The organism is Bradyrhizobium sp. IC3123, assembly GCF_020193625.1.
Classification (GTDB): Bacteria; Pseudomonadota; Alphaproteobacteria; order Rhizobiales; family Xanthobacteraceae; genus Bradyrhizobium; species Bradyrhizobium yuanmingense.
On the sequence record NZ_JADYVF010000015.1, the window covers coordinates 49,496 to 70,146 of the forward strand.

A 20,651-nucleotide genomic window follows, 5' to 3' on the forward strand; every position below is an offset into this window, starting at 1 on the left:
CACGACCTCACCGGCACGACGGCTTGCCATCGTAAGCTGCCAACGCGGTGCATGCTTGAACTAGAAAAACTTGCTTGCCACGATGGAGCTCGCGGGAAGCCCCCGAAGTCAAATAAACCTGCCGAACAGTCAGCTACCTCGTCAAACCGAGTTGGTTGGCTGAGCCAGCGCCTGCGCAACCAATAATTTCACCGCTGCGCGCCTTGGTCTCCTGAACAACTTTTCGACCGACTGAGCTCTCGTCCCGAAGCGGCTTTCGACGCGACGCAAATGCGCGTCGCCTCGCGCGCGGGAACTTTCGTCGCTCGGCAAGACCGAAAGGCCCTGATCGACGGCAGCGCACTTGCCAAGGTGCAAAAGCACCTTGGCAGCGATGGGTGAGGCTTCACGATCGATCTTTACGTATCGCCCGCAGAGCAATGATAAATATCTCTGCGGCGGTTTGGGAGCCTCATAGTTTCAGGCCGCGCTCTGCGAGCACACGGTGCATGACCTCGCCTTTGATCTCGCCAGCGATCTCCTTTCGGACTTGGGCGCCGAGAAACCGCTCGGCATCCGGATCGCCTAGAAGACCACGCTCGGCCAGTCGCTGATCCAAGCGGGTTTGAAACTCCTCGCCCATGGCTTCGACGAGCCGGTCTCGCATCGCTTCATATTCGCCCGGAGCGATGCGCCTCAGCACCGTCTCCCAGGGTTGCCAGCGGCTTGCCATGTAGTCGGTGAACTGGCTTGCTTCCCGCCCCCGGACCAGGTTGAGCGCCTCCGTCGCATCATCCTCGCTTACGTGAGAGACCGCCAGGAAGCGCATGTCAGGGGCGACATGACTGAGCTCCAGTGGCTCGCGCAGCCGATGTTGATAGGCCAGGTAGACTTCGATGTCGTCTACGTTCGGGTTGCCGTTGGCGAGCGAGTTGACCCTGTCGCGCGCGATCTCGTCCAACGCCTCCAAGCGGAAGGCGACACGGCCGCGCTGGATCAGATCGCCAAGCCGATCGTCATATACCCCGTCCTCGACGTCAGCGTTGAGGCGCGCGGTCTGCATACCATTCCAGTGCAAGGTGACACGATCCTCGCAGCTCGCGTTGGCCTCGGAAGCCTGCGCAAAGCACTGCTCGCGCAATGTCGGATTGGCGGCCGCCTGCCGCAGATCATCAGCCACTGCCTGCCGAAACCCGTCATTGCCGTAGTTCACAGTGGCTCGCAGCCTCTCCAGGAACTGTGCGTAGTCTTGGGCGCCGGGCTCATCCGCAAAGTGCTGCCATTCGCCCAGCGCGGCCGGGTCGTCTGCGAGCCAGTGTGCGGCAGCCTCATGCAGGGATTGCTGCGCAAGCTGCGGTGGCGCTTCAGCCGCCAGAGCGAGAACATCGTCCGGCAGCGGGTTATCCCAGAAGTCGAGGCTCTCCAGATGCGGGTAGTAGAGGCTATTATGCGGTACACGAGCTTCTAGAACACCTTCAGGCAGGTTGGTCAGCCGGTTACCGCTGACATTGAGTGATTGGAGCGTGCTCGGAAGAGGGTCGGGGAGGTTGGTCAATTGATTGCCGCTGACATTGAGTTCAATGAGCCACGAGGGGAGGGACTCGGGGATGTCGGTCAGCTGATTGCCACTGACCGCAAGCGCGGTGAGCCCGCTCGGGAGAGCGTCCGGTAAGCTGGTTAGCCGGTTGTCGTTTGCGTTCAGGATCTGCAGTCCGGCCGGAAGGTTTGCCGGCAGACTGGTCAACCTGTTATCAGCGACCTCCAGCTCAGAGAGGGTTGCCGGAAGATCGTCCGGCAAACTGGTCAAGCGATTATGGCTAAGGAGAAGATGCTGGAGACCGGGTGGGAATATAGCGGGCAGGCTGCTTAGCTCGTTGTGCCTGGCGCGCAGTTCCAGCAACCTTGACGGCAGTGCGGCGGGCAGAGCGGTCAGCGAGAGGGAGGACAAATCGAGCGAGTGCGAACCTGTGTTATCCGAATTCCTGATTCGTCTGCGCCCCTGTCGCCTATTCTCGGCTTCGCCCTGCCCCTCTTCGGCAACCCAATTGTCCAGGATCTGCGCGCGCGCGGAGGCTGGGGTCCGATACCCTGTCAAGGTTTCGACCAAATTCGCCACGGCACGATTGAAGCCGCCGAGGTAGCTTTCCCGCTCCCCTTCTTCAAAAGTATCCGGGGCGGAACCTGCGCTCCGCTGTGCCTGTCCTATGTCCATCAACTTTCTCCCTCGCCAGAAACTTGAAGAATACGCCTGCCGCTGCGCAAGGCTACGAAGCAGGAGGTTGCCCGCTGCCACAATAATCATTCGAGCGAGCGCACGTGGGTCGGGGCGCCCCCCTCCTGGTCGAAGCGGTACAGCTTCACACGAGTTGGAGGCGGCGAATGGATCAATGCTGCTGCAACGTTTGCTGCCATTTCGTTGGGCGGACAGATCCGGAGGACCGCCAACGCGAAAGCGTTCTGCCCCTAGCACGGTCACCTGTCGATTAGCTGACGAGCCTCGCTGCAGAACATCCAAGTCGCTTGGTTTATCACCAGTGGCAAAGACCAGCGTGGCACCGATTGGGTTGGCAGGTGAAAGGACCCCGCGGAGTTGAGCGTTCGAGCGACTGCCGCTCTTCGTCTTTCACGCACTCGGCCGAAAAGGCTTCATTTGCCTGCCATTGAGATATCCCACCATCGGCGCGCTGGGCGCGGCGTTTAAGTGCTGCTGCGCACGGGAGATAACTACCCGCGACCGCGATCAATTTCTTGCTCCAAATCGTTTTACCGACTTCTGCCGGCTTTGGTGCCATCGTTGCCCTTACGGCGATAGGGCTGTCAGCTTGTCGAAAGATAAGTGTCCTAGGTCCTAGAGCGTGTTGTCATGGGCTGGGTTGGCTCAGTGTCGTAAGGGGAGTGGAATGGATCCTTTTGAGGCAGGACAGATTCGGCGTGGCGGAGGCACTCCTTCTGCATCTTCCCAACAAGATGGGGCGGAAGGCCGGGGGGCGGCACAATGGGATGCTTTCGTGACGGGCTTCGCAGCAAACTCCGGGCATTCAACCCATGCGGCGGCCGAACAAGACGAGGCGCTCGAGAATTGGGCTGCTGAACCGCACGTGGGTCCTCTCGAGGACCGGGACGAAGCGGCAAGGCGGGTCAATGCTCTGGGTGAAGACGCCATGCTGGATCTCCAGTCGCTGTCCCTTACCAGTCTGCCCAGACTTCCAAGCGAAATTGTCGTGCTCGATGTGCCCTTCAACCGGCTTACCAATCTGCCTGACGAACTCCCCGCTTCGCTCCAGCGTCTTGATGTCAGTGGCAATCAGCTGAGCAGCCTGCCCCCGCTTCCGGGCGGGCTCAGAGGCCTCGACGTGAACTCGAACCGGCTGGAGAGCCTACCTGCCGTCCTGCCTGCCGGGCTCCAATTTCTTTGCGCCAACCACAATCGGCTGCTGAACCTACCTGACGCCTTCCCTGCTTCGCTCCAATTTCTCCACATCAGCCACAATCAGCTGACGAGTCTACCGGCGCCGCTCCCTGCTATGCTCGAATATCTCGACGTAAGCCAAAATCAACTGACGGATCTGCCGCCGGCTCTCCCAGCTTCGCTCCGGTTTCTCGACGTAAGCCAAAACCGTTTGACGAGTCTGCCCGAGGACCTGCTGACGGCCTTGGGCGATGATGGCACCCTAGTTCTGACTGAAAATCCGCTGTCTGAGCAGGTCCTGGCGAACCTGAGTACAATCCTAAGCGCGGAGGATTATGTCGGCCCGACTGTCCACCTTTCGCACGACGACGAAAGTGAATCGTCCGGGACAGACGATGAGCAGGCGGACGCTCTCGCTGAAACAGTTGCAGAATGGCTGAAGGGCAATCCACAGGAGGTCGATCGGGAGGTGCTTGCCGCTTGGCAGAACTTTGCAGAAGAGCCGGGCGCTCGGGAATACGGGCTTTTCCTCGCCAAGCTGTTCGAGTCCGTCAGCTCTGGCAATGAAGGGTTCCGGCAATCGGTGGCCAATGATCTGCGTCAGGCGGCAAAAAACCCGCAATTGCGTGCCCAGTACTTTCAACTGGCATGGGATGCCAACCAGAGCTGCGAGGACCGCAGAACATTAACCTGGAACGGAATGCAGACCGCGCGCCTCATCGCGGAAGTCGAGAACGGCCTCTATGACAACAAGGCACGGCTTGCCGATCTCGTCGAATTGGGGCGCGTCATGTTCCGCATGGACGCGCTCGAGGCGATCGCGCGCGATAAGGCTCACTCGCTCGCCTCGGTCGACAACGTAGAAGACATCGACGCCGTTGAAGTCTTTCTTGCCTATCAGAACAAACTGCGCGAGCGGCTGGGACTACAACACGTCGCGCCGGACATGCGCTTCTTTGAAGTTTCCGGCGTTACCGACTCTGACGTTGACAGCGCAGAGACATCCGTGCGGAACAGGGAGGCGGCGGAATTTGCCGACTATTTGGCAATGGATTGGCAGCCTTGGGACGATGTGATTCGCCGCATCGCACCTGAAGAGCATGCCAAGACGCAGGACCAGCTCATTGGTGCAATGGGAAAGGAGTTCGACAGCCGAATGGAGCAACAGCTCGCCGATCAAGGCCTGACCGGGGCTGAAGCTGGCCTCGTCGAAGATGCCAAGCGAGTGTTGGGTGCCGCAGTTCGCAAAGAGATCGCCCGTGAGATCAAGGGCGCTCTAAGAGACAAGGTGCTCAATGATCTCGGCCTCACCCTGTGAAGCCAGCTTTGCTGCAGGAAGCTGTTAATTCCTGCTACAGTTTCCCTCTGGTGCGCCGGTTTGTGCCCGAGAGCCTTCACGTGATGCGCAGCAAGCGGAGCGGCGCCGATCTAGAAACCGGCGCTGCTCGACTCGTTCCAGCGGGTGTTTCCCGAAAGCGACGATGGCCGATCTCGCGATGAGGCGGATGATCGTCGGCTGCTATCGAGGGCCGCATGGATACGGGCAAATTGTCGAAATCGGAGAGCCGATACGCGCGTTTGTACGGCTTCGGAGCCGGCATGGAAGAACGCCGGATTCCACCGTACTTGCACCGCGTGTCGGCTGATCGAGGAGACCGCTGCTGGCTGAGCTACGAGGGGCCTGACCATCACTGGCCGAACGAAGATAGCCCCGAAGCATCAGCCACTTCGTTCTCCAGAGATCTGCGCAGGCGCTGAGCAAGAAAATCAGCCGTTCCCAAGCGATGACGACGGTGCCGACGTGACGGTCCGTAGAGCTTGCCGACACTGATCCGCCGAAAACGGACAAGATGATCTGCGAGCTGGAGCGGGCGCTGTGGGCGGACCGCGAACCGATGAGATCGTCGCGCCTGCCCCTTCTGTCGGTGTGACTCCGGCGGCAGTTGGGTTGCTGTACAAGACTCTCCATCACAATCAGGCTCTCCTCCCGTCATTCACCCGAGGATCGCCGTCGAACCCCTTCACCGTGAACGTTGCTCTTTGTTTCATCCTGAGTCGTTGGCAGCCAATCTGTGACACCCCCGAAGAACACGCTCAGCGACCATCTCGCAGCTTCGCCCTCTGTCAGCTGATGGGAATGAGGCTCGCGGCCTGAGGGGTTAGCCCCGACGCCGAAGGATCTGTATTCAGCATAATAGCTTGTCCTCAACGTATTCGTCTTGCCGGGCGTCCATTCGCGCCACCCTTCCGCGGTGACGGGGGCATCTATCTTCGCCGACAGGAAGACCACGGTGGCGTAGGGGCGCCAGGGGCGGCCAAGTGCGATAGAGCGCGCAGCAGGGTCGGCACTCAGCCTGCAATGATCAAACACATAGCCACTGTCCTCATCCGGCACTGCCTTGCTCTGAGCGGTGTAGATGACCGCTTGATTGGCGATGCCGTGCAACTCACATTGCCGGAACCAGGCCTTGGCGTTGCCAAATATGAAATCGACATGCCCTTCGATGTAGCAGTTCGAGAAGTATTGTCGTGACATTCTGCCGTTTGGTCCCTTGCCCGCAAACAGCGTGTCCTGGGCGCCGAGCAGACGGACGCGCGTAATGACGTCCCTATCTCCGGTAACGGACAGCGCTACCGCCTGCGAGGGTGGATTGGCCGGATCGAGGGCGTAGTCGTTCTGGATGGTCAGATTCTCGAGCCGGAAGTCATCGCCGGCGGCATCCAGCGTCGCCGAACGGGCGGTTCCTCCTACATTGATCGCGCCGTCGCCATACACAATGACCGTATCCTCCGGCTTCCTGCCAGTCCCTTCGATATGAATACCGGATTTGGAGATTTTGACCTTCTCGCGATAGACGCCCGGCGCGATCCGGATATTTCCGCCTTCCGCCGGCAACGCGTCGATGGCTTGCTGCAAGGAGTGATAGTCTGCAGTTCCGGCATGCGACACCGATAGTGCCTGAGCGTACGCTGCCGAGATGCAGAAACATCCCGCCAGAAGTGCAGCGGCGGAAATGAAAATTCGCATGTGATCTCACACTTCGTTTCTCAGCGGGATAGTCGCCGCGCATCGACACGAGATTGTCAACGCCAAATCAGAACCTGCTCGTCACCTTGGCATTTTCGGCCTTGCAAAACCCTCGCCAAATTGCAACCAACTCGGGACATGAGGCCGACCGCGTACAGTAATCTTGGCCCCAGATGCGGAACTCACCATCTGAGTTCGGTGCCGGGTGTAGTGCTTACTGATTGCCGTCGCGGAATGCCCTGGAACATACCTCCGATCCGCGCAGCAGCGGTTGTGTAGCTCGTCCGGGCAGCGGGGGCCATACGTCAGAGTGATTTGCGGTGACCTTCGCATGTTCAAGTTGCCAAGTCGCGGAATTGGCGAATCGGACATCTTCGAGTGTCACGTCCAGGGCATGCCGCTCGTCTACGCCGCGCATCAGCAGCACACCAGTGTCGCCATGCACATGACGGAGAACGATTTGCCGATAGACCGGAATCCTCGTGCCTTGAGCGCGCGGATCATATTTTGTATCGAAGGCCAGCGGCCACCGGTTGCCCCGCAGGCACACGTACTCATAAGTCACGCCCTCGACCAGACCGCCTCGACTAACATCGCTCTTGATGCGCAGGCCCGACGTCGTACCATCCAGCGTCAGATTACGCACCAATATGTCTCTGGCCCCGGAATTCACCTCGCTGCCGATCGACATGCCATGCCCCCAGCCGAAATAATTATCAATGATCGAGATATGGCTGCTTGAGCCATTGTCGCCGGCCTTGATTGCGACGTTGTCGTCACCGGTACGGATCACGCTGTGGGTGATGGTCACATCCTGACTGGCGCCAAGATCGATGCCATCGGTGTTGCGGGCATCCGCCGGCGAATCGATCGTGAGGCCCCAAAACGTGGCACCTTCAACCCGGTTCATCGCGACATGAAAATTGGCAGCGTTGCGCAAGGTGACACCAGAGAACGTGATGTCCAGCGCATGATCGACCTGGATCAAGCGTGGGGCGTTCTGATTGCCGCCCTGGGCTTGGGCGCGGCGGGCTAGCTGCCACCAGGTTTCCGCGCCGCCGCCGATCATTGCGCCGCCCTGACCATCGATGATGCCCTCTCCGTAGATGCCGCCGCCGCGCGTTTTAGAAAAGCTGATGAATGGCCGGCAACCGTCGCCCTTTTCTGCAATGCGACCACATTGTCCGAGGCCCTTGTCGTAAGCAGCAGGTTCGGGGATGGCGATCAGTGTCGCACCGCGTCCGACCCATAAGGTCACGCCCGATTTCATCTCGAGTGGACCTGAGTGAAACTCGCCGCGCCCAAGATAAACTGCAGCGCCATCGGGGCAATGTTGAATGGCGTCCTGTAGGCTAACTGTATCGTTCTTGCCGGAAGGCACAGGGCGATCGCAGACCGTCTGAGGTGCAACAGGTTCGGCGATAGTCCGGCGGTCTTGCGCTTTTGCGGCGGGGCAGACAACCATGGAGGCGAGTATGGATAATAGGGCCCAGCTGCGAAAACGCTTTGTCATTGACCTGCTCGTGCTTTGTCACGCCCACGTTTGGCGCGTGCCTTTTCTGGTATTGAGCGCTGGCTCGATCGAGCCGTCGCGCGCGTCACTGGCCCGCGCAAGATGACATTTATAAGACGCAGCAGAGGCCTGAACCTTACGATTGCGCAGCAGCACCTTGCCTATGCGCGAACAAGACGAAGCGTTGTGCGTTAGTCCAAAATCCAAACAGCTTCTCAGCGTTCTCACACTGAGAGAGTGCCCAACCGGCCCCGATTTTCGGCATCAACAACTGCGCGTGAATCCGGACGCTGCGTCGGATCGACGTTTGATCGAAGAGCCGCACTACAAGAAGTGACAGGAGCGCCCACGGTCACCTGACCACCGAAGCTGCCGTTCAGCCAGGAGGGCGCACCGCAACATTTGTAGCGACACGTCGTTGGACGAACGCGGGGCGATCGGCTTTCACGGCGGCAAGATCGAGGTCGAGCGCTCGCGGGGTTAAGGAAATCGACTGTTCACCGCCGCTGACGCTAGGAGCTGTCGAAGGCGATCCGCGGCGCTCCGATTGGGCCTCGTCACTTAGCCGCTGCCAGATCGCCTCAGTGGGAGCCACGGGTGTGCACCCGACACCTCGCCGAAGCCGCAGCCCGCACGCGCCTGACCTTGACTGCTGATGAACCTCCTCGCTGTTCTTGAAGCGCCCGCAAAGCCATACCTACGTGTTTGTTCTCCTTGAACACGGTGTTAGAGAGCCGATTTCGTGCATTGTCATCACTGGCTTCGAGCGACTGGTCGCGCTCGCCGGGGAAACGCGCCACCTTGTAAAGCATTTGAAGATACTTCTCAGCAGTCGCCGTGACAGTTTTTGTCGAGCACTGACGCCGCTCATCATCTCGTGAATGTAATCAAAATCCGCGCGACACATTCGGCGGCGGTTTGCGGCCGAGGCGTCGGGCAAGGCCAGCGGAACCGTTCCCGCGCGCCGCATCCAATCGCTGCTCAAAGGCGTCTTCTACCGGCTGGTTCGGCTGCTGATCGTCTGACGGCGTGCTGTACCGATGGCGGGGGTCCTGTGTTGGATATCTCGAAATTGTGCGAGTCCATGCCAGTCTCCCGTCCAGGATCACTTCAGTGGGTTAGTCCGTACTCGGAGAATCTTTCGAGAAGCTGACGAGGCTACAGCCGGCTCCGGATCGCATTCGCACCGGGAACCAGGACTGGGCGGCCATGGAAGACTATGAACCGATCGAGGGGCTAAACTTGGCCGAGGGATTTGCGCGATTCGGATCCGAGGCCGCCTTGTCGGCGATCGAGCGAAGATTGAAGCAGGTGCTTGGTTCGAACGATATTGATCTTCTAGATTCTGACACGGCAGCACACGGGGCATGCACTGACGAGTTGCGTGAAAGACAGCATCTTCTGCCACTTCCATTTCTCGAGAGAGTGGTCGCCCGATGTTCCTACAACGGAGCCTCCGGAGCCGTCTCTAGGATCGCCGCGCACGGCACGCAAACCGCGCTCGATGTATTGCTAGAAATCCACACGGGCGCCACCGCCTCGCTCAAGGGAGCGGTTATGGATTCGTTAGAAACGCTGGCGGGCCGGTTGGGCGCATGAATTCGGCTGACCGGCAAGGGCAGACCTGAGGCAGCAACAGTTTGAAGTGACTGCAAATCGAAGATGCTACCAGGAGCGGCGGCAGACCTCCCCTCGTCGGCCACCAAGCAGGTATCCCTGAAAGGCACGCCATATGGTCTATTGTCCTTAGTCCTAGGACAAAGGACGGAGCGAATTTGTACGAAAAGTCAAGACCTTGTTGTATTGCTGAAGCTCGTGAGCCTTCAGCAGGCCAAAAATGAGGGCGATGCGCATCCTGGGGAGGCTGCGTATCACGATGACCCTTACTCCGTACGCAGCCTGGAATCAGCCCTTGGTATCAGCAAGACAGAGGTCAATGCCTCGATCAACCGGAGCCTTTCGTCGGGACTTGCGGTCAAAGATCGGGAATCCGGCCACGCAAAGCCTAACCGCCGCAATCTTCATAATTTTGTGGTGCACGGATTGAAGTTCGTTTTTCCGGCTAAACCGGGTGCGATGACCCGGGGCATCCCCACCGCCTTTGCCGCCGCCCCGCTTAAAAATCTTATCAGCGCAGGAGAGTACATTTATGTCTGGCCGTATGCAAAAGGCAAAGACATGGGGCAGGCGGTAGAACCGTTGTACAAAAGCGTGCCCCAGGCCATTCAAAAAGACGATCGTCTGTATGAATATCTGGCCCTATCGATGGTGTCAGGCTTGGAAATCAAAGGGAGGCTGGGTTCGCGGCCGAGCGTCTATCGGAAAGGCTTCTCAGAAAATGACCACCGTTAAAGACCGATTGCTTCAAATGTTGCAAACGGTCGCGCAATCTTTGGGAGATGAACTGCGCGAGCGGCTAGTATTTGTTGGCGGTTGAAATCCAAAACGCAGACGATGATGTTCGCTGCTACATTGCAGAGAAGTTCAAAGCGCTCTTAGGTCATGAGGATTTTGACCATTTCCTCGACGGCAATATCAAGGGACCTGAAGGCCGGGTCGATATTGTACGAGAGCGCTTTGTTGCCATAAGCCAGAGCGATGCTGGCGAGTGAGAGGGGAATGGAGATCAACTGGCGCAGTGAGCAAGGAAAGAGGACGCGCGATAACCGGGATTGCGGGGGAGTCGGAGTGCGCGCCGATGCCGTGTTATTTCTCCTTCTCGACGGTTCAACCTCTGGCCAAACAAGCGGTGACCTTGCCCGGCAGATTACCCGCGATGCCGTAGATTGGTACGTCGGCCACAGACGAAGCCGCAACGATAGAAAGCCTCAGCGCGCAGTTGCGCCGCACTCATCGCAGTTTATCTCCGCGGTTTGCGCTGCCGCGAGAGCTTGAGATCGCGTGCAGCTCCGGACATGGCGGTCAGCGTGAAGCGCAAGGCGTCGGCTCCAACTCGTCCACCAGTTCCAGAGGGTCCATAACGTTCCCCTGGACTTCGACATCTTGGCGCGGACCGAACCAAGCCGGGATGCGATGACCCCACGAGAGCTGGCGCGAGATGGTCCAAGCACTGCGTTTTAGAGCGTTTGTTGTCCATGTTTTCGATAGTGGCGAATACATGAAGAGCCGTGGCATTGGCCTAGCGTAGTCCCCACTTTTCCTGAAAGTTGAGTCGTGCTTCAAGGGTACATGAGCAGCATCCCTGAGCGACAGCGATTAGCTTGACGAAGGAGTGACCTGCCATTGCTTTTCATCCAGCCGCAGTTAGAGTCTCGGGGTTTTTGCAGCGAGACCGAAGTTTGGACCACTCAGAACTAGAGTTTTGCGCCTCTTGCAGCGAGACCGAACTTTGGACCACCCGGAACTAGAGTTTTGCGCCTCTGATCACGTTGGCGGGCTGGTGGCGCCGACGTGGGTGTGCAGCAAAATCGGTGGTCGATTTCCGATTGCCCCATGGGGCCGTTCTTCATTGTACTATCTGCGCCAAGTCTCCACTTTTTGCTGGGCGTCCGCAGCTTCTTCCAGTTGAAATAGGTCGCCTGGCTGATCCCGGCCTTGCGGCAGATCTTCGCCAGGTCCGTGACCAAACCTGTCGCCGTCAACGTGCGCGGCGGCAGCTTTCAACGGTCCCATGATCGAGGCGGAAACGCCACGGCTGCATCCGGGTCAACAGGATCATCGACGCTTCGCGATTTGGGCGGTCGTGCGTTACGTATTGAATTGTTTGCCGCAGAGTTGCGCTGGCGTTCATCGATGGACGATGAGACCGCTCGAGACTCAAGCCTCCGCTCCAGATCCGCCAATCCTGCCTTACATTCGGCGACAACCGATTGGGCGCGAAGCAGCTTGACCTTGAGCTCGTCCTGTTGCCTGAGTATTTTCTCAAGATCCGAATCGTTCTGCATTAGCTCATTGACCATCTGCAAGCACCGATGCAAGGCCGGCACCTAGCTTCAAGAATGCAGGCTCCGCATGTCGCAGATGCCCCACCCTGAGCCATGGGCTAAAGCGATGTCCAACGACCGCCCAGAGGACGCCTTTACGCTGGCGTTCTCGTTGAGAACCACCATTCGTTGCGAGCCCCTTAGAAGACAATCGGCTTCTGCCCGGCAAACCGGAGCGCGACCTGGAGATCGCAGAGTTCGCGAGGCAGGCGCACGGTTTGGAAAGCGCATCAGGGGACCTCTGCCATCGATCAAGCGGGCAAGTTTCATCTGAATACTTCGACCGGATGCTGAAGGAGCATCATAGTCACAGGTGGTTTCGTCACATCTTCAAGCAACCGGCATGCCAATGCCGATTGAGCGTTTTTATGAAGAAACGATGTCGGTTTTCCCGCAGCACGTAGTTGCAGGCGGTGTTGTTGTCGCGCTTGAAACAAACGGCGTCTTGAGCGAGACAGCCAAGGTCGCAACCACGAGCATCCGCGCACTTTCTAATGAAACTCTGGCAGGACTGGATCGAGTTCTTCCTGCTCGAGCGTCTTGGCTCCATCTTTCGCCAGGTACGCTGCCAGAGCTGCGATACCGGAGTCCGCTGGACATCGAGCGGGTGCCGATTTTTTGAACGGCACTTGTCCCAAACGCTCGGCAACTTCGACGCTCATGAGGTGGGGACGGATCGGTCGATCGACGGCGCGCTCGATGGTGTGGAAGATCCAGGTGCCGTCCGGATCGATGTCCGACCAATGAAAGATCGGCGTCTGTTCGGATACCAATCCTGCGATTGTCCGCAGCGCCTGCTGGGTGGCAAGCGAGGGGTACCCGCCGACATACATGGTCGTTCCTAATCGACCTGGGTCCGCCTCGGCGATGTGCCGATTGAAGCTTGCGAAGTTTTCGATCGTCAGAACGTAGGCTGGCCGCTCCCGGAACCGGACGCGATCAGCCTCCTTGGGAGTGATTCCGAGATAATGCGGAGATATCCTGGAAAGATCGGCTCCGTCGAGGTCGATCTTGCCCGCGATCAGCAGGGGCGGCGCGAAGCGCTCCAGCCCGATCGCTCGCAGTGCCTCGCGGGGGCGGGCGCCAGGCGGAAAGTCCATCATGCCGCTCAAAAGCCGGACCACGGCCCCCTCGATGCGCTCGAGTATCTTGCTGTGCCCCACCGTACGTCGCGAGAAAGTTTTGTAGTCGACGTCCAGATGCTTGTTGTCGAGGATCGCCTGGGCGAGAACGAATGCGTGGCGCAGCGTGTCGACGTCGGACGAACCGAATCCGTGCCACGTCTTACCCCGCGCCCACACCTCTGCGATTTGAGAGCCGCTGTTCTTCAAGGACTCGTGCAGCGCCACTCCGGCTACAAGCCGGACGGCGGCATGCTCCGCGATGCGTGAGGCCGGGGTGCGGCCGAGATATCGGTATAAGATCTCCGCCGAGACCAACCGCACGTGCGCCACTTGGTCTCGGCTGGCGCCGCGCCCCCAGCGGATGGAGACCGCGCCGGCACTTTCGGCTTCCCTGATCTGTTTCAGGAAGGCGTCCGCCGCGACGACTGATGGGAAGGCGGGGTAGTCCGGGTGGGCGATCGGGCTTGCGGCCCCCGCCTCGAAGCGGTTGAGCAGGTCGTTCAGCAGGCCGAGCGCATCCGTGAAACGCCGAGCCATGGCTACTCGGCGGCCAGACGGGTGGCGAGCTCATCTTCGGACATCAGGTCCGGATCGATGGCCATGAGTTCGCGCTTGGCCTTCTCTTTGAGTTCCACCACGGTAGCCCTGGACTGCTCGCCGATCCGGTCCACCTCCACGATGGTGTCCATGTGCTCGAGCACGGCGACGCGCTTCTCGAACGGCGCGGCAATCACGAACTGCAGGCCGAGGTTTTTGTAAAAGCTCATCATCTGCCGCTGGTTCTTGCCGTCCATCTTGGAGAAGGCCTCATCGAACATGGCCAAGGCAAAACCGGCGGGCTTGCCGGCACGACGCTCCGCGCTGCCGTAGACGGCGGCCAGCGAAGCGCCGATGGCAACGTAGATAGGCACCTGCTGTTCGGCGCCAGACCCGGTGCCGCGCCGCTGCTCCCAGCGGGTCGAGCGGCCGGTGGCCACATCCTCCATGTGGATCTCGAAGGTGTAGAAGTTGCGGTAGTCCTCGAACTGGGTGAAATCCTTGTCGGGGTCCTCGAGCAGCGCCTCGAGTGCGACGATCGTATCCTTGTGCGGGAAGTCATCGGGCACGTCGCCCCGGAACAGCATATCGAGCGCCTCCGGAGAGGTTTTGGCGATCTCGATGATCTTCAGGATGGGCTGGAATTCCACCATCTGGGTGCGGTGGAATGAGTATCGCTCGTTATGGAAGGGATGTGCGTAGAGGCTACGGTTCAACGATTGCAGCTCCCGCTCCATCTTTCCGATCCGGGCCGTGAGCGCGTTGATGAACTCGCCGCGCAGCAGGGTGGACGCCTTCTCCGCCGCTTCCCGCGCCTGCCGTTCGTACTGGCGCAGCTCGTTGGATTCGATATCCGAGATGAGCTGCTCCATCCACGGCTTCACCTCCCGCAGCGGCTCGCTTTCCGCGCCGACCTGCGAACTCATCCCGAACTGGTCAAAGTAATCGTAAAGAAGCTCGCGGACCCGTCGCTCGATCCGGGCGCGCTCGTTGTCGGACGCGTCCGCATCCTTCAAGGCCTTCTCGGCGATGGCCCGGTGTTTCTCCGCGGAGCCCTTTTGGGCTGCGGCATCGAGGCGGTCGCGGTAGACGGCCCTGCCTTTCGCGGTGGAGTAGAGTGAGAAGAACTTGCGGTATATCGACCGCGCGACCCTGAGGTTGAGTTCGGAGCCGGGCACGTTCTCGCCCTCTCCGAGCCTCCTCTCCGCCGACCTGACCTCGCCGTCGTGCTCGCCAAACGCCTTCTGCTGCGTCTTTCTCTCCTCCAGCCTCTTCTCCTTCAGCTTCTGCTGCGCCCTCTTTTTGTCGCGAAGCCCCCCGTCCCCCGCGCCGTCGAGAGCATCGAGCCTGGCCTGAGCTTCAGCGATCTCAGTCTGCGCGGCCGCGAAAGCGGCCGCGCAAGCCGCGAGGTCATTACGTTCCTCGCAGATGTTCTTCAGAGCGGCAAAAGCCTGCTCCGCGGCATGGGCCTCCTTTCCCTTGTCGGTCAGAATCCGACCCAGTTCCTCGGCCTGATCCTGCAGGGAGCGCAGGGCGTTCGCCTGGGCCGCCTTTCCGATCTTATGCTGCGAGGATTCGATCCAGCGATGGCTCCGGACGAGTCCGTCGTCGTAGAGGCCGTCCTTCATGATAGCCCGGCCGGGCCTGTTGAACTGGTCGAGCGTGTCCGCGAGACGGACATTGCCGTAGCGGCGCATGATGAAGGCCATCGCGTCCGGATCCTGGCTCCGGAAGATGGAGGGAAAAGTGCCGCGCTCCGGCTTGGCCCTGAACTGCTCGAGCTTGTTTAGGCTCACTAGCGATGCATGGCGAAACTCGCGGCGACCTTCCTTGAAGATTGACGTGGCGGCGCTGATATCCGCTCTGTCCACGAACACGGCTTCCCGGTCGCGGCCTAGGAGCGCCTCGGCGGCTCCTATCCACTCGGGTTCGGCGACGTCGATGATGTCGCAGAGCACGCGCGGCACCATTCCCCTCTGCCGCAGCCTGCGGCAAAGAAGTTCAGTGTCGTCGCCGAGATAGGCGCGCGCCCCTCCGGCGGCGTGCTGTCGGATCCGTTCGAGCACCTCGTCGCGGCGGCCTCGGAGCCCGGAAAGCTCCGCGATGATCGTTTGACGCGCTTCGTCGATCTTCGGCAGCCATTTGGCGCCGCTTGCCGCGAAGGACTTCTCGGCCGCGGTGACCTCGTCGGAGACGCCCTCGATGTCCGCCCCGGCGGTGGCCGTCACAAGACGCTCAAGCGCAGGAACGAAGTCCTCGAAACCGTCCGCGCACATCGCCCTTAGCGGCTCCAGGCGACGGATGTTCTCCATGCGAGCCTTGAAGTCCGCCGAGGCGCGGTGCGCCGCCTGCCCGGCCACATCGGCGGTCTGCTGCAGGGACTTTCTGCCGGTCTTGGCATCGTGCTCGGCGATCGCGGCCGTGAGCCGTTCGATCTCGTTGTCGACGGCCTTGACGTCGTCGTCGATGAATTCGAGTTCTTTTGCTGCGGCGTCCCGGCGCGCCATCTCGCTACGCCGCTTGGTCTTGAAGTCCAGGTTTGTCGCGCGCGCCGCGAGCCAAGTCGCGCGTTTTGCGATCCACTCCTCCCTGAACTTGGTCTCGAGCGCCTCTTCAAGGGTGCCGAGGACGCCCCGGAGCGCCCTCAGGGCTTCGAGCCTGAGGCGCATCTTTCGAATGGTTTCGCTGATGTTACGGTATGTCTGGATCGACTCGCGCAGCTCCTTGATGCCGATCGGACTGTCCTCGAGGATGTAGTTCCGCACGAACTGCGTGGCGGTCTGGTTGTGGTCGAGCGTCATCGCGTTGACGATTGATTTCTGCAGGGCGCTGGCGTTCTGCTCGCCATAGGGCGAATGCGGCAGAAGATGGCGCATGTACTCGCGGACGTAGTCGCTCGCCCGGTCGCGATGATTGACGAAGTTGCCTTCGCCGACCGCCGCGAGGACCCGGGCGCGCACGTCCTCCCATTGCGCCGGGAATTGCGACTTTCCTCGCTGCTCGATGAAGTCCTTGGAGCTCAGAACGGTCCCGACGGCGACGAACAGTGCCAGCACAGTCTCCCTGCTGTCGGATTTGCGCGCCTCGAGCGCCATGCCGATCGTGACCGGTGGCCGGGCGCCTTCCGTGTCTTGGAAGCCGAGCGCGATGTAAGTGCGCGCCTCGTCGCGCCGGCGCTGGTCTTCGCCGAGCGTCCCAAGGCAGTAATCGACGACGCTGCGCTTCGAGCCGCTGCGCGATTTTCCGCTATCGCCGGCGACCGCGTTCAGGCGCAAGAACCGCCGGCTCCCGCCGGTGAGGACGACCTGTGCCATGTCGAGGATCGTCGATTTGCCGGACCGGTTCTCGCCCAGCACCCCGACGTGTCCTGTCACGTCGATGTCGGCGACGTCGAACAGGTGCCAGTTCACCATCGTGAGGTGTCGCAGCTCCATCATGCCTCGTCTCCTGCGGGCTGCGGAAACCGCGCCTCCTCGCTACGGACGTAGCGCTCAAGCCGTTGGAGGGCATCGCCGCCACTAATCAGCTTGATCATCGGGCGGATCCTGATCTCGCAGTCCTGCTGCTCGTCGTCAAAATCACCGATCTCGACCAAACTGCGCTGGGCGGCCTCGCGCAGGATGTCCCGGAAGCGGGCGGGCGAGATCGCGCCACCGCCGCCGTGTTGGGCCATCTCGCGGTAGCGATCGAACAGGTCGTTCAAAGTGGCCACTACGACGGCTCGGTCCTCGACTGCTCCGACGTTCACCTCCTGCTGCCAGTAGGCCGCCAGCACCAGCATCACGATGGTTTCGTCGAGCTTCATCCGGGGCAGCGGCACGTCCTCGTCCATGGCGACGATGCCGGCCCACTGCGCCTCCGGATCGCGATGGACGCGGTATCCGCAACTATCGAAGAAGCCGTCGACCACGTCGCGGAAGCGGCCATCCATGATCGTGTTGTAGACTGTCCCGGTCCGGGGGTCTCCCGCGAACACGAACTGCCGCCGTAGCAGGAAGTGCAGCGCCTTGCGGAGGTCGGCTGCCTTTTCCGCGCCGAAGGAGCGCTCGACATTTTCGAATTCACTAAGCATGAGCCGCCCTCGCCTTCCGGACTGCGCCCGATCGCTTGACCAGGAAGTTTGCGCAACGGAGCCATTCGCTGTCGTGTGGTGGCGTGTCGGGGCACGGTTCGAGTTCGAACCCGGCCGCGACCTGCGCCGGAACCTCGCCCGTCAACGCATATCGGCGGGCGCAATCGAAGGCGAGGAAGTCGTCCACGGTGCCGATTTCCATGAAGCGGGCTTCCCTGGTCGCGAATGGCGGCACCTGGCCCTCGAGGAATCGTCTGACATCCTCGGGGCGGGGCGCGATGCGAGCGATGTACTCGAGGCGGAGCTTCTTGCGCAGTTCGTACAGCGGATCCGACGGCGGCTCGGAGAGCTCCCTTGCTTCGACGGGACGGCGCGGCTGCCTGGCCGGCGCCTGATGGTGCTCCGACCAGGGGGACCGCAACGGCTCGATGCTCCATTCGATTGCAGCCTTCTGGTGTCTGCCGTCGCGCAGTAGGGCATCCAGGCGCCGCACCAGGTCGCCGGCCCGGCCGACGAGTCCCTGCCCGCCCCGCTCGGCGTATTTAATGGTGTTGCGGACCCGGGCTTCGAGCTGCCTGCGGAAGGCCTCGATCCTATCGAACATCTCCCCGATCTGATCGAAGATGCTTTCGATGGCCAGCAGGTCGTCGGCCGCGGCCATTCGACCGTCCTCGAAGTCGGCTGCCATGCTGGAAGCTGTGTACTCCTCGGCGAGGACCTGCATGGTTTCCGGGGTGTAGGAGATCCTCCGCGCGAGGTCGACAATGGCGTCGCGGAAGCGGTACGGATGGTTGACGGTGAGGATGGACTCGAAATCCTTCAACAGGAGCTGGTCGACGAACTCCTCGAAAAAGGCTTCCAGCCGGGTAGCGACGGTTTTCGACTCCATGACGGTCCGTCGGACGCGCTTCAGGTCGGCCAGAATCGCACGCAGGCTCTTAGTGAACTGGTCGGCCTGATTGCGCGCCTCGCGGACGGCGAGCGCGGCTTCGCGCTGCTTGCGGTCGGTGATCTCGGGCCTCAGTTTTTCGACGGCCTCCAGGTTGAGGCGGATTTGCACGATCAAGCCGCCGAATCGCTGCGAGAGATCCTTGTTGAGGCTCGCGAGCCGCTGGATCACGAGCAGCGGTCCCATAGCCATGTCCACGGTGACGCGAAGCCCGTATTCCTCCTCTTCAAGCCATCCCCAGGCGAGCAGCCGGGCGTACAATTGTCGGGCAAGACCGAGCGCCTTGTCGCCCTTCTCGGAAGCGAGCGCGACGTCGGCCTTCCGGATCCGGCGGCGTCCCGCGGAAATCATTTCCGGCAGGCTGCCGAAATCATCGCCCTCGTTCCAGAGGGCGGGGTTGACGCGCATGACGTCGTAGATGGCGTGGACCACCTGCTGCGGCGTCGGGAACGACGGGGCGCCTGAAAAGAAGCGTTCATGTAGATCGAGCAGACACGCTGCGTACAGGTGCTTGTGATCGCGCGAAAAAGCTAGAAACGCATCGTCATGCAAATGGCGGAACAAGGTCAATGACGCAGCTCCTGGGCCCGACTTCATCTTGGGTCGGCGGCGTTAAACGCACGGCCTGCCGGGCAAAATGTTGTTGAGAGTGGGTTTGGAAAATACAACCGGAAGATCAGTTCTTAGTATGTTCTAATATAGCTTTCCAGCTCAATCGCTGTCGAGACTCCAAAAGTCCGATCGAAGCTAGTGCCGGTCGTGGATCGGAACAATCCGGCCTCAAGTCATTGAATTCATTGTTGTTACCGTTATGGCAAAATGGATACAAATTTGCTACCATTTTGGCAGGATGGATACAAAACCATTGTTACCACTCCGCCAAAATGGTAACAAATACCTATGAAGCAGTTTTCCAACATCGACCAAGTCATGTTCTCCGACCTGGTTCAGAAGGCGACCGACGCGGATTTCGACGAGAACTTCCCGGAAAACGGGACCTTTCTCAAACAGAAGCGAGCCAACCGCGAATACTATTACTACAAGGCCTACGAGCCCTCCGGTGGCGAGGGACCGACGAAGACGACTCTCAAATATGTCGGTCCGGCCGATGATCCCGAGATTGCCAAACGCGCGGAAGCTTTCCAGCGCACCAAGATTGGCTATCGCGCGCGACGCGAGCTGGCAGCGAAGTTGAGGCGGGCCGGCTACCCTGCCCCTCCCCACATGGAAGGTCTCGTCGTCAACGAACTCGCGCGCGCGGGACTCTTCCGGCTTCGCGCCACGCTCGTCGGTTCGATGGCCTATCAGACATACAGCGGCGTACTCGGCGTCAAGCTGCCCGACGAGCTCGTGACGACCGAGGATCTGGACATCGCGAAATTCTACGGCATCTCGATCTCGATCGATGAAAGCATGCCCGACATCGAAGAGATCCTGAAAAAGGTGGATCCGACATTTGCGCCCTCATTCTCCCCCGATGAAACCAAGCTGTTCAGCGGTTTTGCCAATGCCACCGGCTTCAAGGTCGAATTCCTTACACCAAACCGTGGCGACGAGGACTACTCCTCCAGACTGACGCAGATGCCTTCATTGGGACCGTCTGTAGGTGCGCAGGTGTTGCGGTTCCTAGACTACCTGATCCATGAGCCCATCCGCTCTGTGGTCTTGCACGACGCCGGAGTGCCGGTCCTTGTACCGGCCCCGGAGCGCTACGCCGTCCACAAACTGATCATCGCGACCAAACGGAATGTGTTCTTTGCGGATAAGGCCAAAAAGGACATCAACCAGGCTGGCGCGCTCATTCAAGCATTCAATGCCGTCAAACGTAGCAGCGACCTAGGCTTTGGGTGGATCGAAGCTTGGGAACGCGGAGCCAGATGGCGACGACGGCTTGGTGTTGGCGCCCTGCGTCTTTCGGACGACACTTTCGACATGCTCGCGAAGGGCGTAGCCGAAGCGGCCAAACTCGACGGCAAGCCGGCAGAGGAGTACGGGCTTACGGGAGGCAAGGAAGGTCTTCTGGCGCGCGTTTCAATTGCGAAGCCGACGGCGTCGCCAACGCCGTGATGCCAATTCGGTCGACGAGGCTGTCTCGC

At 60.3% G+C, this 20,651-nt stretch carries 13 protein-coding genes and 1 pseudogene; 5 read left to right on the forward strand and 9 right to left on the reverse strand.

From position 1 onward, the window contains the following. Window positions 1-451: 451 nt before the first annotated feature. The gene (gene nopM / locus I6F20_RS32295; protein ID WP_225129730.1) at window positions 452-2,191 is read right to left on the reverse strand and encodes a T3SS effector NEL-type E3 ubiquitin ligase NopM; all 1,740 of its coding nucleotides are present in this window, start codon (window positions 2,189-2,191) and stop codon (window positions 452-454) included. 688 nt (window positions 2,192-2,879) lie between these two features. On the opposite strand from nopM, the gene I6F20_RS32300 reads away from it, so the two are divergent. After that, entirely contained in the window at window positions 2,880-4,706 is a 1,827-nt protein-coding gene (locus tag I6F20_RS32300; RefSeq protein ID WP_225129732.1) for an NEL-type E3 ubiquitin ligase domain-containing protein, read from the forward strand. A 672-nt stretch (window positions 4,707-5,378) separates the two neighbouring features. Here I6F20_RS32300 and I6F20_RS32305 read toward each other — a convergent pair. Both I6F20_RS32305 and I6F20_RS32310 read right to left on the reverse strand, forming a co-directional pair. Continuing rightward, entirely contained in the window at window positions 5,379-6,416 is a 1,038-nt protein-coding gene (locus tag I6F20_RS32305; protein ID WP_225129734.1) for a pectinesterase family protein, read from the reverse strand. Window positions 6,417-6,630: 214 nt separating this feature from the next. After that, the gene (locus I6F20_RS32310; protein WP_225129736.1) at window positions 6,631-7,929 is read right to left on the reverse strand and encodes a glycoside hydrolase family 28 protein; all 1,299 of its coding nucleotides are present in this window, start codon (window positions 7,927-7,929) and stop codon (window positions 6,631-6,633) included. 1,209 nt (window positions 7,930-9,138) lie between these two features. On the opposite strand from I6F20_RS32310, the gene I6F20_RS32315 reads away from it, so the two are divergent. The 3 genes from I6F20_RS32315 (at window position 9,139) to I6F20_RS32325 (ending at window position 10,541) form a co-directional block, all read left to right on the forward strand. Further along, window positions 9,139-9,528, forward strand: a complete 390-nt coding sequence (locus I6F20_RS32315) for a hypothetical protein (RefSeq protein ID WP_225129738.1) — start codon at window positions 9,139-9,141, stop codon at window positions 9,526-9,528. A gap of 204 nt (window positions 9,529-9,732) precedes the next feature. Further along, the gene (locus I6F20_RS32320; RefSeq protein WP_306469178.1) at window positions 9,733-10,281 is read left to right on the forward strand and encodes a hypothetical protein; all 549 of its coding nucleotides are present in this window, start codon (window positions 9,733-9,735) and stop codon (window positions 10,279-10,281) included. A gap of 74 nt (window positions 10,282-10,355) precedes the next feature. Beyond that, on the forward strand, window positions 10,356-10,541 hold the full coding sequence (locus tag I6F20_RS32325; protein WP_225129740.1) for a hypothetical protein: 186 nt from the start codon (window positions 10,356-10,358) through the stop codon (window positions 10,539-10,541). 310 nt (window positions 10,542-10,851) lie between these two features. Here I6F20_RS32325 and I6F20_RS38500 read toward each other — a convergent pair whose 3' ends face one another. From I6F20_RS38500 to I6F20_RS32355, 6 genes and pseudogenes are all read right to left on the reverse strand, one after another. Continuing rightward, the gene (locus I6F20_RS38500; RefSeq protein WP_368736805.1) at window positions 10,852-11,064 is read right to left on the reverse strand and encodes a class I tRNA ligase family protein; all 213 of its coding nucleotides are present in this window, start codon (window positions 11,062-11,064) and stop codon (window positions 10,852-10,854) included. Between the two features lie 249 nt (window positions 11,065-11,313). Next, a pseudogene (locus I6F20_RS32335) lies at window positions 11,314-11,442 on the reverse strand (integrase core domain-containing protein); the annotation flags it as partial. Window positions 11,443-12,364: 922 nt separating this feature from the next. Continuing rightward, entirely contained in the window at window positions 12,365-13,534 is a 1,170-nt protein-coding gene (locus I6F20_RS32340; RefSeq protein WP_225129742.1) for a Wadjet anti-phage system protein JetD domain-containing protein, read from the reverse strand. A gap of 2 nt (window positions 13,535-13,536) precedes the next feature. After that, entirely contained in the window at window positions 13,537-16,971 is a 3,435-nt protein-coding gene (locus I6F20_RS32345) for an SbcC/MukB-like Walker B domain-containing protein (RefSeq protein WP_225129743.1), read from the reverse strand. Further along, complete coding sequence (locus I6F20_RS32350) at window positions 16,968-17,606, reverse strand: DUF4194 domain-containing protein (RefSeq protein ID WP_128932111.1); 639 nt, start codon at window positions 17,604-17,606, stop codon at window positions 16,968-16,970. Before I6F20_RS32350 ends, I6F20_RS32345 begins: the two co-directional genes overlap by 4 nt. Continuing rightward, window positions 17,599-19,125 (reverse strand): Wadjet anti-phage system protein JetA family protein, encoded by a 1,527-nt coding sequence (locus I6F20_RS32355; protein ID WP_225129745.1) that lies wholly within the window; start codon window positions 19,123-19,125, stop codon window positions 17,599-17,601. The genes I6F20_RS32350 and I6F20_RS32355 overlap by 8 nt, the downstream gene beginning before the upstream one ends. 330 nt (window positions 19,126-19,455) lie before the next feature. On the opposite strand from I6F20_RS32355, the gene I6F20_RS32360 reads away from it, so the two are divergent. Then, window positions 19,456-20,622, forward strand: coding sequence for a nucleotidyltransferase family protein (locus tag I6F20_RS32360; RefSeq protein ID WP_225129747.1), 1,167 nt, complete (start codon window positions 19,456-19,458; stop codon window positions 20,620-20,622). Window positions 20,623-20,651: the final 29 nt, after the last annotated feature.

Excerpts from the sequence above, each read along its gene's own strand:
- nopM (WP_225129730.1), bottom strand. The coding sequence starts at position 2,191 with ATGGACATAGGACAGGCACAGCGGAGCGCAGGTTCCGCCCCGGATACT.
- I6F20_RS32300 (WP_225129732.1), top strand. The coding sequence starts at position 2,880 with ATGGATCCTTTTGAGGCAGGACAGATTCGGCGTGGCGGAGGCACTCCT.
- I6F20_RS32305 (WP_225129734.1), bottom strand. The coding sequence starts at position 6,416 with ATGCGAATTTTCATTTCCGCCGCTGCACTTCTGGCGGGATGTTTCTGC.
- I6F20_RS32310 (WP_225129736.1), bottom strand. The coding sequence starts at position 7,929 with ATGACAAAGCGTTTTCGCAGCTGGGCCCTATTATCCATACTCGCCTCC.
- I6F20_RS32315 (WP_225129738.1), top strand. The coding sequence starts at position 9,139 with ATGGAAGACTATGAACCGATCGAGGGGCTAAACTTGGCCGAGGGATTT.
- I6F20_RS38500 (WP_368736805.1), bottom strand. The coding sequence starts at position 11,064 with ATGCCACGGCTCTTCATGTATTCGCCACTATCGAAAACATGGACAACA.
- I6F20_RS32340 (WP_225129742.1), bottom strand. The coding sequence starts at position 13,534 with ATGGCTCGGCGTTTCACGGATGCGCTCGGCCTGCTGAACGACCTGCTC.
- I6F20_RS32345 (WP_225129743.1), bottom strand. The coding sequence starts at position 16,971 with ATGATGGAGCTGCGACACCTCACGATGGTGAACTGGCACCTGTTCGAC.
- I6F20_RS32350 (WP_128932111.1), bottom strand. The coding sequence starts at position 17,606 with ATGCTTAGTGAATTCGAAAATGTCGAGCGCTCCTTCGGCGCGGAAAAG.
- I6F20_RS32360 (WP_225129747.1), top strand. The coding sequence starts at position 19,456 with ATGAAGCAGTTTTCCAACATCGACCAAGTCATGTTCTCCGACCTGGTT.